The 14,997-nt window shown below is 37.3% G+C and carries 14 protein-coding genes; all 14 read left to right on the forward strand.

The window, feature by feature from the left end:
• Nucleotides 1-174: 174 nt before the first annotated feature.
• Nucleotides 175-1,734 (forward strand): ribonuclease Y, encoded by a 1,560-nt coding sequence (rny, locus tag AC1Q6O_RS04110; protein WP_008178918.1) that lies wholly within the window; start codon nt 175-177, stop codon nt 1,732-1,734.
• 146 nt (nt 1,735-1,880) lie between these two features.
• Complete coding sequence (locus AC1Q6O_RS04115; protein WP_008178916.1) at nt 1,881-2,645, forward strand: tyrosine-protein phosphatase; 765 nt, start codon at nt 1,881-1,883, stop codon at nt 2,643-2,645.
• Nucleotides 2,646-2,676: 31 nt separating this feature from the next.
• Nucleotides 2,677-3,834, forward strand: coding sequence for an O-antigen ligase family protein (locus AC1Q6O_RS04120; protein ID WP_089985369.1), 1,158 nt, complete (start codon nt 2,677-2,679; stop codon nt 3,832-3,834).
• A 69-nt stretch (nt 3,835-3,903) separates the two neighbouring features.
• Nucleotides 3,904-4,620 (forward strand): YveK family protein, encoded by a 717-nt coding sequence (locus AC1Q6O_RS04125; RefSeq protein WP_008178912.1) that lies wholly within the window; start codon nt 3,904-3,906, stop codon nt 4,618-4,620.
• Complete coding sequence (locus tag AC1Q6O_RS04130; protein ID WP_008178910.1) at nt 4,620-5,318, forward strand: CpsD/CapB family tyrosine-protein kinase; 699 nt, start codon at nt 4,620-4,622, stop codon at nt 5,316-5,318. The genes AC1Q6O_RS04125 and AC1Q6O_RS04130 overlap by 1 nt, the downstream gene beginning before the upstream one ends.
• A gap of 8 nt (nt 5,319-5,326) precedes the next feature.
• Nucleotides 5,327-6,412 carry a glycosyltransferase gene (locus AC1Q6O_RS04135; protein ID WP_089985371.1) on the forward strand — a complete coding sequence of 362 codons (1,086 nt, stop codon included), beginning with the start codon at nt 5,327-5,329 and terminating at the stop codon, nt 6,410-6,412.
• A 67-nt stretch (nt 6,413-6,479) separates the two neighbouring features.
• Nucleotides 6,480-7,577 carry a glycosyltransferase gene (locus AC1Q6O_RS04140; protein ID WP_255250333.1) on the forward strand — a complete coding sequence of 366 codons (1,098 nt, stop codon included), beginning with the start codon at nt 6,480-6,482 and terminating at the stop codon, nt 7,575-7,577.
• 15 nt (nt 7,578-7,592) lie between these two features.
• The gene (locus tag AC1Q6O_RS04145; RefSeq protein WP_089985373.1) at nt 7,593-9,113 is read left to right on the forward strand and encodes an oligosaccharide flippase family protein; all 1,521 of its coding nucleotides are present in this window, start codon (nt 7,593-7,595) and stop codon (nt 9,111-9,113) included.
• Nucleotides 9,104-10,093: a glycosyltransferase family 2 protein gene (locus tag AC1Q6O_RS04150; protein ID WP_008178905.1), complete on the forward strand. Its 990-nt coding sequence runs from the start codon at nt 9,104-9,106 to the stop codon at nt 10,091-10,093. The genes AC1Q6O_RS04145 and AC1Q6O_RS04150 overlap by 10 nt, the downstream gene beginning before the upstream one ends.
• A 126-nt stretch (nt 10,094-10,219) precedes the next feature.
• Nucleotides 10,220-11,017 (forward strand): TIGR00282 family metallophosphoesterase, encoded by a 798-nt coding sequence (locus AC1Q6O_RS04155; protein ID WP_008178904.1) that lies wholly within the window; start codon nt 10,220-10,222, stop codon nt 11,015-11,017.
• A 178-nt stretch (nt 11,018-11,195) separates the two neighbouring features.
• Nucleotides 11,196-11,462 (forward strand): stage V sporulation protein S, encoded by a 267-nt coding sequence (locus AC1Q6O_RS04160; RefSeq protein ID WP_008178903.1) that lies wholly within the window; start codon nt 11,196-11,198, stop codon nt 11,460-11,462.
• A 262-nt stretch (nt 11,463-11,724) separates the two neighbouring features.
• Nucleotides 11,725-13,464, forward strand: coding sequence for a 2-oxoacid:acceptor oxidoreductase subunit alpha (locus AC1Q6O_RS04165; RefSeq protein WP_008178902.1), 1,740 nt, complete (start codon nt 11,725-11,727; stop codon nt 13,462-13,464).
• Entirely contained in the window at nt 13,464-14,330 is an 867-nt protein-coding gene (locus AC1Q6O_RS04170) for a 2-oxoacid:ferredoxin oxidoreductase subunit beta (RefSeq protein WP_008178901.1), read from the forward strand. Before AC1Q6O_RS04165 ends, AC1Q6O_RS04170 begins: the two co-directional genes overlap by 1 nt.
• Before the next feature lie 206 nt (nt 14,331-14,536).
• A complete protein-coding gene (locus AC1Q6O_RS04175; protein WP_008178900.1) occupies nt 14,537-14,914 on the forward strand; it encodes a hypothetical protein in 378 nt (125 codons plus the stop codon).
• Nucleotides 14,915-14,997 lie beyond the last annotated feature (83 nt).

The following is a 14,997-nucleotide window of genomic DNA, read 5'->3' on the forward strand; positions in this document are numbered from 1 at the left end:
TTACATGTCCTTTTCGAAGGATGTCAAAACGCCTACTGAATGCAGATAATACCTTTGGCCAATTAAACAAGTTTTGTATGAAGACTAACAAATTATTGCGCAATTTGCCAAGGCGACATAGATGTATGCGCCGACTGAAACTGTAATACCCAAATAGCAAGAGGAGGTGTTCATATGGATGGAATTACTATCATCTCCGCTTTGCTTGGACTCATCGTTGGTGCCGCTGTTAGCTATATCTACATGAAAAAAGTGAATGACTCAAAAATCACTGGTGCTAAACATGTCGCTGAAACAATCGTTGAAGAAGGAAAACGAGAAGCGGAGGCATTAAAGAAAGAAGCACTACTTGAAGCCAAAGATGAAACTCACAAATTTCGTACTGAAGCCGAAAATGACATTCGTGAACGTCGTTTAGAACTTCAAAAACAAGAGAACCGTTTATTGCAAAGAGAAGAGAATCTTGATCGCAAGGATGATGCTCTAAATAAGAGAGAAGCAAGCTTAGAGCGTAAAGAACAAGCTCTAGCTGAAAGACAACAGCATATTGAACAGATGGAGAGCAAAGTGGACGAGCTCGTTGCATCACAAAAAACAGAGCTAGAACGTATTTCTGCTTTAACTAGAGAAGAAGCAAAATCAATTATCTTAAATGAAGTAGAAAAAGAGCTAGCAACTGATATAGCTGTGATGACAAAGGAAGCTGAAACACGTGCAAAAGAAGACTCAGATAAAAAGGCGCGTGAAATCTTATCATTGGCACTACAACGATTTGCAGCAGATCATGTAGCTGAAACAACCGTATCTGTTGTAAACTTGCCAAATGATGAAATGAAAGGTCGAATCATTGGTCGTGAGGGCCGTAATATTCGTACATTGGAAACGTTAACAGGCATTGATTTAATTATTGATGATACTCCAGAAGCGGTTATTTTATCAGGCTTTGATCCAATCCGTCGTGAAACGGCTCGACTTGCACTTGAAAAACTTGTACAGGATGGCCGCATTCACCCAGCACGTATTGAAGAAATGGTGGAAAAATCTCGCCGTGAAGTGGACGAACAAATCCGCGAAACTGGTGAGCAAACTACATTTGAAATTGGCATTCATAACTTACATCCAGATTTAATGAAAATTTTAGGCCGCATGAAATATCGTACAAGCTATGGACAAAACGTCCTAAAACATTCAATTGAAGTCGCGCATTTGGCAGGTTTACTGGCAGCTGAATTAGGTGAAGATGTGGCGTTAGCTCGTCGCGCAGGCCTATTACATGATATTGGTAAAGCCATTGACCATGAAGTAGAAGGTAGCCATGTTGAGATTGGCGTGGAATTAGCAACAAAATACAAAGAACATCCAGTCGTTATTAATAGTATTGCTTCGCATCATGGTGATACAGAAGCAACGTCTGTGATCGCGGTATTAGTCGCGGCAGCTGACGCTTTGTCAGCAGCTCGTCCAGGTGCACGAAGTGAAACACTTGAAAACTATATCCGCAGACTTGAAAAATTAGAGGAAATTTCAGAAAGCTATGATGGCGTAGAGAAATCTTATGCAATTCAAGCTGGACGTGAAATCCGAATAATCGTACAACCTGAAAAAATTGATGATTTAGCTTCTCATCGTCTTGCTCGTGATATTCGCAAACGTATTGAGGAAGAATTAGATTATCCAGGTCATATAAAAGTAACAGTCATTCGCGAAACTCGTGCCGTTGAGTACGCGAAATAATATTGAAAGTTAGAGGTTTCTCTAGATTCATATCTAGAGAGCCTCTTTTTTAATTTAGCCAGAGTCATGTTTGAGGAGCATCCATCATAAAAAAGAAAAAGGCTAGATTTTCTGCAGATGGATTAAAGAGGAAAGTTGTGATCAAAATGATAGATCTTCATGCCCATATATTATTTGATGTGGATGATGGGCCAAAAGACAAAACAGAATCCTTAAACATGTTGGAGCAAGCTGCACGTGAGGGGATAACAGATATTGTCTGTACCTCACATGCTATGCATCCACAATATCATGTCCAATATAGCAAGGTTCAAGCGCTAGTACATGATTTACAACAGCTACTGCTACAAAACCAAATTCCAATCACCCTCCACACAGGACACGAAGTTCGTTTAAATGATGAGCTTTTGGCACATCTTCAGCAGAAGCACCTCCATACATTAGCCCACACTAACTATATTCTATTAGAACTTCCTTCAAATACGATTCCTGCCTATACGAAAGAGATGATTAGACATTTAAAATGTGCTGGATATACACCAATTTTGGCACACCCTGAACGAAATCTTGCCATTAGAGAAAATCCAAAAAGACTCGATGTCCTTATCCAAGAAGGTGCGTTTACACAAATAACGACAGGTAGTTTAACAGGTTTGTTTGGTAAGGAGGTACAGCGTTTATCATTAGCTTTAGTAAGAGCAAATTACATTCATACGATAGGCTCTGACACCCATAATGTAAGTACAAGAAAATTCTGCTACCAAGAGGCACTCCAATATCTAGAGAAAAAGAATGAAATAGAGATGGTTGAGCGGCTCCTCATGAATAATGCAAATGTTTTAGCTAACAAGCCTATCATGCGATTTGAACTAGAGGATCTTGTCGTGAAGAAGCGATGGCTTATATTTTAATCTCCTATGTAGAAATGAGTGTGAGTATAATATGAAACTATTTATCACATTAGTGTTTAGCGCACTTATTTTTATGAGCCTTATGCAGCCCGTCGATGGCATTTACCATAAAGTATCTTTAATTATTAGCTTTTTCATTATTATAATCTCTATACTTCAGCATAAAAAAATTAGTATTCACAATGTACAAGCTAGTGTTTTTTTTAGTATGTATACGTTTTTTTGTGTCATTGCAGCTGGGGTAAACCAAGATATGAATTTATTAAAGAATAGTCTTCAATTATTTTGCATGTTTTTAGCCGTTTCTATTTTCTTTAATGATCTTGTGAAAGAGCATGTTATACAGATTGTTGTGAATAGTGTTTTACTAGCCTACGTCCCATTTATTTGTTTATGTTTCCTACAAGCACGCTATATGTTTGGGGGCTTTGCAGGTGTATTTGAAAATCCCAATACAATGGGGTTTTCTATGATTGGATTAATGGTTGCCGTACTTATAAGGCTATATCAGCTAACCATGAAAATTTTACATGAGCGACAACAGCCAAAATTAATTTTATTATTTGTTTTTTATGCGACCATTTATTTAATATGCTTATATATTATACTACTTTCAAATGCTCGTACTTCATTGTTAACCGCTGCACTAGTGACGATTGTAGTGATTGTTTCCAGTATTAAAAACTTGAATAAAACCTTTGTGCCATTCCTAAAGTTTAGTGCTCTTTTTGCGGCCACCGTTTTAGTTGTATTCATAGCCTTTATGAAAATGGATAGGATGCAAGATGCCATACAAAGTATTGTATTGAAAATGGAAAAAAAATCTACGAACATAACAGATGGTCGTCTTGAAATTTGGCAATATGTTTTTGAGCATGTTCAATTTTGGGGACATGGTGTGGAATCATTATGGTCTATAGGAGTATCTCATGCTCATAATACATTGATTAATATTTTACAGGAGGCAGGTTTACTGGCATTGGTTAGCTATTGCTGCTTTTTGCTAGCCATTGCCAAAGGCTATCGTCACATGAATGACCAGCTTGCCGTTTTGATGGCGTTAATTATAGTTGCGATGCTAGGGGTTTCCACATTTGAAATTCTTTATTTTAACGTGCTCCATATTCTTGCGTTTGTTGTCAGTGGTAGCTTGAGAGATACGGGCAAAAAGACAATATTGACCGAATAAGCGCTAGGCTTGTTTAATATACTTAATTAGCATTGCCGTTATCTGCCTATATTAGGAGGGATCCATTTTGTGAATGAAGAAATGACAATCCAAAGTCTAGTAAAAGTATTGCAAAAGCGCTGGTTCCTCATCCTAATACTGATGATGCTGTCGATCGGCATTGCCGTGTTCATTAGCTATTTTCTTCAAACGCCTATTTATGAGGCAGAAACTCAATTATTGGTCAATCAAAAAAGCTACGAGAATCAGCAACTAATAGGGGCACAGAATGTGGATACGGACCTTCGTTTAATAAATACGTACAATGTCATTATTAAAAGTCCTGTTATTTTAACAAAGGTCATCGATGTCCTGGCACTAGATACATCTCCAGAAACTTTAATGAAGCAAATTGAGGTCTCAAGCGCCAATAATTCCCAAGTAGTTAATATTCGAGTACAGGATGAGAATGAAGCAAGGGCTGTGAAGATAGCCAATACGATTGCAGAGATTTTTAAAGAGGAAATTCCTGTTTTAATGCATGTGGACAATATTAATATTCTCTTTATTGCCCAATCCAGTGAACATCCAGTACCGGTGAAACCAAATAAATTGCTGAACCTCCTAATAGCAGCTATTAGTGGTTTCAGTTTAGCACTCGTACTCGCCTATTTTTTAGAAACGCTTGATAGGACTATTAAAACAGAGCAGGATATCGAGGAAATATTATCATTACCAGTGATTGGAGTAGTCAGTAATATAGAATTACTCCATAGTAAAAAATCAAGAGCTAGGGGGTCCTCCTAATGCTGTTCAAAAGAAAAACAAAACGAATCCCAATGGCTCGCAAGCTGATTACCGTTTCTGATATAATGTCCATTCCCTCAGAGCAATATCGTACCATTCGCGCGAATATTAAATTTTCACAACCCAATCAAGATGTCAAAACTATTCTAGTAACCTCCTCTATCGCTGGTGAAGGAAAATCGACAAATGCCGCGAATATCGGAGTTGTATTTTCACAGGAAGGGAAACGTGTCCTCATTATTGATGCTGATATGCGTAAGCCTACACTTCATCATACATTTTATCTTGATAATATATTTGGCTTATCATCTGTGTTATCACGCCAAGCAACTTTACAAGAGGTGATTCAAGAAACCTTTGTAGAAGGTGTGGATATTATTTCGAGTGGTGCTATTCCTCCTAATCCAACAGAATTATTAGCCTCTGAAACAATGACCTTCTTGCTGCACGAAGTGAAAGAACAATACGATATTGTGATGATTGATGCCCCACCATTGCTTTTTTTATCGGATGCACAAATTTTATCGAATAAATGTGATGGTACTCTTTTAGTTGTTAATACGGGGACTGTAGGAAAAGCAGCTGTCGTAAAGTCAAAATCCATCTTAACCATTTCCAAGGCCAATATATTAGGTGTCATCTTGAATAATTATAAAATGAAGGGCAGTACGTACGAGCAGTATTATGGAAAGGAATAAAATGGAGAATGACAGTGAAAAAGATTTTGCATATTATCCCCACCACTGATTTTGGTGGTATAACGACCATGATCGTAGATACTTGGTTGAATGTTAATAAATCGTTGTATCATTTTGATTTTGTGTCATTTAATAAAGGTACTTACCATGATATTCTCTTACAGCAAGGTTCGAAAATATTTTACGAAACGTATATTACGGAGCAAGGCCCACTTTCATATATGCGGAACATTTACCAGATCATCAAACAATATCAATATGATGCCGTTCATGATCATACAGGCTACCGTGCAGTTTTTACCATGCTAGCAGCTCGTTTGGCTGGTGTATCATGCCGTGTATTACATAGCCATACGAATGTTGCTGAAGAATGGAACAATAAAGCTCTGTTAGCCTTGCTGAAAAGACTGAGTGTTGGAAATGCAACAAGACTGGTAGCGTGTAGTCAAAAAGCGGGTGAGTTTTGCTTTGATAAAAAATCCTATGAGATTGTCGCTAATCCAATCGATATGCAGAAGATAGAGCGTTTATCGTCAGCGGAGAAAAAGAGTTTAGCAGAAGGTCTAGGGATTCAAGATGGAGATTTAGTCATAGGGCATATTGGTCGTTTTGTACCTGTGAAAAATCATCCGTTTTTAATTGAGCTTGCTGCTACATTAAAGCAAAAAGGAATTCCATTCAAATTACTTTTGATAGGGGATGGCCCTTTAGAGCAGGAAGTTCGTCATCTCGTCAAGCAACGAAACGTAGAGGATTGTGTTCGATTTTTAGGCCCACGTGCGGATATTATTAAGCTCCTTCAGCTCATGGATAAGTTTATTTTACCTTCTCATTTTGAGGGCTTTGGCATTGTATTATTAGAAGCTCAAATTTGTGGTACACCAGCCATCGTTTCTTCCACACTGCCAAAAGAGGTCGATCTGAATGTTGGATTACTACAATATTTAGATCTACAGGGAGAGGTCGATCATTGGCTGCAAGCTATTTCGGAAAATAATGAAAAGATAGATCCGCAAATTATTAGAAAGAGTCTTAAAAATAAAGGTCTTGATGCACAAGAAATAGCAACTAGATTATGTGCTCTTTACACTTAGCTAGCAAATTAATTCAAAGGATGAGACTATCCAAAAGAAAATTAAAATTACTCATATCATCACTACGATAGGTCTTGGTGGAGCAGAAGCGATGCTGTATCGTCTCTTACAAAACGTCGATAGGGACTTATATGAGATAGAGGTTATTTGTCTAACAGAGATGGGAACTTATGGTGAGTTTATCGAACAGCAATTAAACATCAACGTAACTATATGTGATATGCGAAGGAGTATGGGTAGTGCCTTTATTCAATGTTATAAACGATGTCGAGAGAGTGATATTATTCAAACTTGGATGTATCATGCTAATTTTCTTGGATACATTCTTTCAAAATTACTGAAAAAGAAATTAATTTGGGGTATCCATCATAGTAATTTAAATAAGTATGACAATAAACGAAGGACAATTTTTATTGCAAAGCTTTGTGCTAAATTGTCTAAACATGTAGATGCTATTATTTCTTGTGGTCCAAAGGTGAAAGAAATCCATGAAGCGATTGGGTACAAAAATAAGCAGCACCGAATTATTGTGAATGGTGTAAATACTGATTTTTATAAGCCTAGTAAAAAGCGCGAATATTATATGGAACGATTCAACATCCTGAACCAACCTATTTTATTGCATGTTGGTAGATGGGACCCTTTAAAGGATTATGAAAATTTGCTGGCAAGTTTGAAGCGATTAAGGCAGAAACGACAAGATTTTTATATATTTTTAGTAGGCTATGAAATAGATGGCTCCAATGAGGTATTGCGGCAAATGATTGAGAACGCGCAATTAGAGCCATTCACTTTCCTATTAGGTAGTAGAGACGATATTCCACAATTAATGGCAGCAGCAGATCTATTCATTTTATCCTCCTCAGGGGAGGGGCTACCGAATGTGTTGGTAGAGGCACTTGCCAGTGGCACTTGCTGTGTGACTACAAATGTGGGGGATTGTGAATATTTAGTTGGGGGTTACGGGGAGGTTGTACCACCCAAAGATGCAATAGCTTTATCGCAGGCCATCAATAGGGCATTAAATTACGATTCAAAGCAATATGAACAAAAAGCTAGTCTTGGTCGTGCACATGTTTTAGCAAATTTTGAAATTAAGCATGTTGTGGCGCAATATCAATCTCTATATCCAGCTATTATTGATAGGAAAGACAATCCTTACTAACAGAAAGGTGTGCTCATGAAAGAAATTAAGATGGGAGCCATTCTTTCGTATCTGACAATCGGTTGCACGATGATTTCTTCCCTTCTTTTTACCCCTTTTATGATTTCGCTTCTTGGACAGGAAGAATTTGGATTATATTCCTTAATGATTGTCCTTGTTGGCTATCTTTCTATTTTAGATTTAGGGTTGGGCAATGCGATTGTACGCTATATTGCTAGAAATAGAGCAATAGCAGATAAGGCATTAGAAGCATCATTAAATGGATTTTTTTTGAAATTATTTATGGGTATTGGCTTTCTTACATTATTGATAGGCTTTTTCCTATTTTCACAAGTACATATTATTTTTGGACAAAGCTTATCTGGAGACCAATTAGCCAAAGCCAAAGTAATGGGCTATATCATGACGATTAGTGTAGCGGTGCAATTTCCACTAGGTGTTTTTACTTCCATCTTACAAGCATATGAAAAATTTATTTTTATTAAATTAACAACATTACTACAGGTGATTGTACAGCCTTTGACAATGTTGTTTTTTCTGTTACAGGGAACCGATGCGGTAACATTAATCTATATTATTGCTATTTATAATATTCTCTTTTTAGTGTTGGATGCCGTTTATTGTATGAAAGTCTTATCCATCCGATTTACATTTACTTTAAAAAACATAAAGCTTATAAAGGAAATTTTTATCTATTCTTTTTTCATTTTCATTACAGTCATTGTCGATAAAATCTATTGGCAAACGGATCAAGTACTATTAGGCATATTCAAAGGGACTGAGGATGTGGCAGTTTATGCGGTAGCTATGCAAATAGTGCTCATATTTATGTCACTTGCGTTAGCCATAAGCGGTTTATTTCTACCTCGTATTTCTATGCTTGTCACAAAAGAAGATGGCTTATTAGAAATTAACCAATTATTCATTAAAGTGGGCGCCATTCAGTTTTTAGTAGTTGGCTATATACTAGGCGGTTTTTTTCTGTTTGGAAAAGAATTTTTATTACTGTGGTTAGGCAAGGATTTTATGGCCATCTATGCAATTGTTCTTATTATTATGGTGCCATTCAGTATTGATCTCATACAAAATTTAGGTATTAATGTGTTGAAGGCGAAGAATCTTTTTAAATTTAGAACCATTTTGTTAATGATAGTGGCGGTCGTCAATATCATTGTATCCATACCGGCTATCTATTTTTATGGAAAAATGGGCACAGCAATTATTACAGCATGTTCTTTATTTATTGGAAATGTAGTAATCATGAATATTTATTACTATAAAAAAATTGGTTTAGATATTTTGGGTTTTTGGCGAACAATTAGCAGGCTCGTTTTAGCATTTATAATGGCTATTTGCTGTAGTCAGCTTTTATGGGATTTAACGAAACCTCCCATTACTTGGGTCTCTATCATCCTTTATATTTGTTATTATACTGTTCTGGCTGGTGGGAGCCTTTTCTTTATTGGCATGACAAAAGAGCACAGAAGAAAGTGGATAGAGTTATTACGTAAAGGAGGGGCAAAATTTTGGTCTTAGTAAGTGTGATTGTCCCTGTTTATAATGCCGAGAATTATTTGAACAAATGTCTTACGAGTATTTGTCATCAAAGTTTAAAGGACATTGAAATTATTACGATTAATGATGGTAGCGAAGATCAATCATTGACGGTTTTACAAAATTTCGCACAGGTGGATGCTCGAATAACTGTTTTAGATACTGACAATGGTGGTGTGAGTAAGGCAAGAAATTTAGGGATGGAACAAGCCAAGGGACAATATATTACTTTTGTTGATGCGGATGATTGGCTAGAGCTAACTATGCTGGAAGAACTATTTCTCGCCTGTAGACTGACAGGTAGCAATATTGTTAAATGCGATTTATTTTGGCAGGAGGAAATAGGAAGTAGGCAGCTATATTATCCCTCAAAGACATACTTTACTTATAGCGCAACCGCTTGTTTAAATAAATTATTTACAGAAATAGGCGAAAAGCATTTTGGTTTTGCCAGCTGTAAACTATATAAAAAATCCTTTATAGATTTGCATAAACTAAAATTTGATGAAACGATGAATTTTGCAGAAGACACAGTGTTTCTAACGAGAGCTGTTATAAAGAATCAATCCATCTGCTATGTCCCAAAACAGCTTTATTACTATAATGTAGGCAATCAAAATTCCCTCACAAGTAGAGCTATGAGCAATGTAAGAAATAATTATGATTTGTTGTATAAAAAGCTTTCTGAGGAATTACAGAGTGGAGAGGTTTATGAGAAAGTAAAAAATAGCTTTTTAAATTACCAATTTGAAGGGCTCCTTGTTATTCTTCATCAATGCCCAGCTAAACCACAGGCCATTAAAAATGCCCTTCAATCCTTTTTACAAGCGTATCCAGAAGTATTGAAGGTGAAGCTAATGAACCGTAAACTACAACAATTTATTTTTTTAAAGCTCATAAAAATGAATTGGCTTACTTTATCCTCAACATTAATTTACATGAAGGTGAAAAGAGCAAAGTGATATAATGCCCAGATATTTATTTTATTTTGCTTAATCCTCCACCTAGCGTTACAATTAATGATGTTATTCAAGGTACGTAAAGTCTGTTTTTTAGAGACGTAATGGAAAGAAAGAGTGGTTGAAAAAATGAAAGTTTTATTTATTGGCGATATTGTTGGTTCAATTGGTCGGGATGCAGTAGAGAAATATTTACCTCGCTTAAAAAAGAAATATAATGTTGATGTTGTCATTGCCAACGGTGAAAATGCTGCGGCAGGACGCGGAATTACACATAATATTTATAATGACCTGCTACAAATGGGTGTAGACGTTATTACGATGGGTAATCATACATGGGATAATAAAGATATATTTGATTTTATTGATGATGCTGATTATTTAATACGTCCAGCAAATTTTTCAGAAGAAGCACCAGGTAAAGGCATGGTGCAAATTTCTAAAAATGGTGTGACATTATCTGTCATTAATTTACATGGTCGTGTATTTTTACCACCTCATGAGGACCCATTTGCGATGGCAGAAAAATTGATTGAAGAAGCTCGTCAAACATCACCGCTTGTATTTGTAGATTTCCATGCGGAGGCAACTAGTGAAAAGATCGCTCTTGGCTGGCACTTAGATGGAAAGGCTTCTGCAGTTGTTGGGACGCATACACATGTGCAAACAGCAGATGCACGCATTTATCCTAATGGAACAGCTTATATTACGGATGTAGGTATGACAGGTCCATATGATGAGATTTTAGGGATGACGAAGGAAAGTGTTATTTATAAATTCCAAACAAATATGCCATCTCGTTTTGAAGTACCGAAAAAAGGCCGAGAAGTATTGAGTGGTTTCTTTGTAGAGATTGATAATCAAACAGGGAAGGCTAAAACCTGTGAACGCATTTATATAAATGAAGATTATCCATTCCAAGGATAAAAAAGTCGAAGAATGTTGATTTACAGCGCTTTTACCGAGGAAACAGGATTCTTTGTGAAACTAGTCTATTTCCGTTTTGCGGAGCATAAAATGTGCTACGGACAATAACTTGAGGTCCAAAAAGGGGGACATGAGTTGTTGAGCGTAAACACTATTCGCGAAACGGGGAGGAATAATTGTGGATTCATTAAAAGTATCATCACGCTCTAATCCAAATTCAGTTGCAGGTGCATTAGTCGCGGTAATCAGAGAAAAAGGGCAAGCAGAAATGCAAGCAGTTGGGGCAGGTGCACTTAACCAAGCCGTGAAAGCAGTGGCCATCGCACGCGGATTTGTAGCGCCAAGTGGCACAGATTTAATTTGCGCGCCGGCGTTTGCCGATATTTTAATTGCTGGTGAAGAACGTACAGCCTTGAAGCTGCTAGTGGAAAAACGTAATCGATAAAAAAGTGTAATAAGTAAAATGCCTAGTCACATAATAAAGTGACGGGCATTTTTTCGTTTTCCTGTTTACATATGATAGATGTCACTTGAAATAGGCGCGTTATTTTGCTTGGATTTGAAAATTACAACTTTATGAACAGGATTTTCAGTCAAAGGTCTGATTTTCGCCTAAATCGTTGAGAAACAATAGTGCAGAAGGTTTCTTCGTGTTAAACTTATGAAGGAAAAATAATAGTACACATTGGATTTAAGGAGTTGTTGACATGTTACATCAGCTTTCATGGAAAGTCGGTGGGCAACAGGGTGAAGGGATTGAGAGTACAGGTGAAATCTTCTCAATGGCAATGAATCGTTTAGGGTATTTCCTATACGGTTATCGTCACTTCTCTTCTCGAATTAAAGGTGGCCATACGAATAATAAAATTACAGTTCGTCCAACAGAAGTACGTGCAATTGCGGATGATTTAGATATTTTAGTGGCGTTCGATCAGGAAACAATCGATGTCAATTATAAAGAACTTACAGAAAATGGTATTATTTTAGCGGATGCCAAATTTGATCCTGTTAAACCAGAAGATTCAAAGGCACCATTATTTGTTGTACCGTTTACGGAAATAGCAGCAGAGCTTGGGACGTCTTTGATGAAAAACATGGTAGCAATCGGAGCAACAGCGTCATTGCTAAATCTAGAAGATGCCGTGTTCCAAAATGTTGTCGATGATATTTTTGGGAAAAAGGGCGAAGAGGTCGTTCAAAAAAATATGGAAGCCATTACTCGTGGTCGTCAAATCATGAATGAGCTGTTAGGTGATCGTGTAGGTGCATGGGAAATTTCTCCTGCAGATGGCAAGCGTCGTATGTTTATGATTGGTAACGATGCAGTGGCGCTTGGTGCATTAGCTGCTGGGACACGCTTTATGGCAGCCTACCCAATTACGCCTGCTTCAGAAATTATGGAATACTTAATTAAAAAGTTACCGAAATTTGGTGGGACAGTTATTCAAACAGAGGATGAGATTGCCGCAGCAACAATGGCGATTGGCGCTAACTTTGGTGGTGTTCGTTCCTTTACAGCATCAGCTGGACCTGGTCTTTCACTGATGATGGAAGCAATTGGTCTTTCAGGTATGACAGAGCAGCCATTAGTGGTCGTTGATACACAACGTGGAGGTCCTTCAACTGGGCTACCAACAAAGCAAGAACAATCGGACTTAATGGCAATGCTTTACGGAACACATGGAGAAATCCCTAAAGTAGTTATTGCACCTTCTACAATGGAGGAAGCATTCTTTGATACAATCCAAGCATTTAATATTGCAGAGGAATTGCAATTACCAGTTATCTTAATGACAGATTTACAATTATCGCTAGGGAAACAATCTGTAGAACCATTTGATTACAGTAAGATTGAAATTCGTCGCGGTAAAATTGTGATTGATGATCTTGAAGAAGCCACTGATAAAGCCTACTTCAAACGTTATGAAGATACTGAAGATGGGGTTTCACCTCGAGTATTACCTGGTACATTACATGGTATTCACCACGTTACTGGTGTTGAGCATGATGAAACAGGAAAGCCATCTGAAGCAACAGGTAATCGTCAAGCACAAATGGATAAACGTTTCCGTAAATTAGAAAGTTTGAAATTTGATAACCCTGTATTTGTAAATGCACCACATGAGGAAGCCGAGATTTTATTAGTAGGCTTTAACTCAACAAGAGGAGCTATCGAAGAAGTGCAAGAACGACTAAATGCTCAAGGTATGAAAGTGAATCATGCACATATTCGTTTAGTTCACCCATTCCCATCTGCGGAAATGGCACCTCTTGTAGCACAGGCGAAAAAAGTGATCGTTGTAGAAAATAACTATACAGGTCAATTAGCTAATATTATGAAAATGAACATAGGTGGTCACGATAAAATCGCGACAATCACTAAATATAATGGTACACCATTCTTGCCAGGTGAATTAGAAAATCGTGTGAAGGAGTTGACTCGCTAATGGCAACATTTAAGGATTTTCGTAATGCAGTAAAGCCAAACTGGTGCCCAGGTTGTGGAGACTTCTCTGTACAGGCAGCTATTCAACGTGCTGCTGCCAATGTTGGAATTGAACCAAATGAACTTGCAGTAATTTCTGGAATCGGTTGTTCAGGTCGTATTTCAGGTTATATCAATTCTTATGGATTCCATGGTATTCATGGTCGTGCACTTCCCATTGCACAAGGATTAAAAATGGCCAATCGTGATTTACATGTTATTGCTTCTGGTGGCGACGGCGATGGATTTGCGATCGGTATGGGGCATACGATTCATGCAATCCGTCGAAATATTGATATTACGTATATTGTCATGGATAACCAAATTTACGGCTTAACAAAGGGCCAAACATCTCCACGTTCTGCTGCTGGATTCATCACTAAATCCACACCAGGTGGAGCAATTGAGCCATCGTTAAAACCTTTAGAAGTTGCATTAACAAGTGGTGCTACATTTGTGGCACAAGGCTTCTCAACAGATATTAAAGAATTGACGGCTTTAATTGAAGCAGGGATCAACCATAAAGGCTTCTCATTCATCAATGTCTTTTCACCTTGTGTCACATATAACAAAGTGAACACATACGATTGGTTTAAAGAGAATTTAACAAAATTAGCGGATGTTGAAGGTTATGATCACTCAGATCGTGGTATGGCGATGCGTACAGTGATGGAAAATGAGGGCTTAGTAACAGGAATTATTTATCATGATACAGAAACAGCATCTTATCAAGAGAAAGTACCTGGCTACTCCGAGTTACCATTAACAGATATCGATATTAAAATGAGTGAAAATGATTTCAATGAGCTAGTAAAAGAATTTATGTAAAATGATAGAGTCAAAGCATTTGGACTGGTAATAGTCCAAATGCTTTTTTTGTTGTATGAATGTATTGCATGTAGAGTTAGAAAACAGCAGTAATGATACAAAAATATGTGAATTCATATTCAAGTTGTGAAACTAAAACAAATACAAGGGGCTAGTAGAGGTAAAAATCTCCCCGAAAATGCTACAATAAAAGAAAAAAAGAGGCGATGCACGTGAATAACGTCATTGATTTTATTGCAAAGAAAAAAGAACGTGAAGAAAGGCAGCGTGCGCAGGATTTAGAGCGTTATGTGGCGACACACTGCAATTTCGAACAACCAGAAAATATTGATGCACTCGTTGAGGGCAAACTGATAGAAGTCAAAGACCACTCGTTATTTCTGGGCTTTCTGTCCATTTTAAAGGATGAGCAAATAGAGCCGATGACTATATTTCAGGATGTCTTCACTTTAGAACCCGCTCGTTTTGAAATGTCTTACAATATGAGATGGTGGTCTGTTGTTCAACTAGCGTTTACATTTTTAACAATTTTAAAGGAAAATGAGCCGCATACATATGCTGATTTTTTAGGTCTCTCCAAATAATCTAAGTATGTGTACGTCTGGTCAATCACACGTACACATACAACACCCCCTATGTTCTTCAATTAATTTTTAATTCTCTATAG

This window comes from Lysinibacillus sp. GW823-FHT06C08, assembly GCF_058795135.1.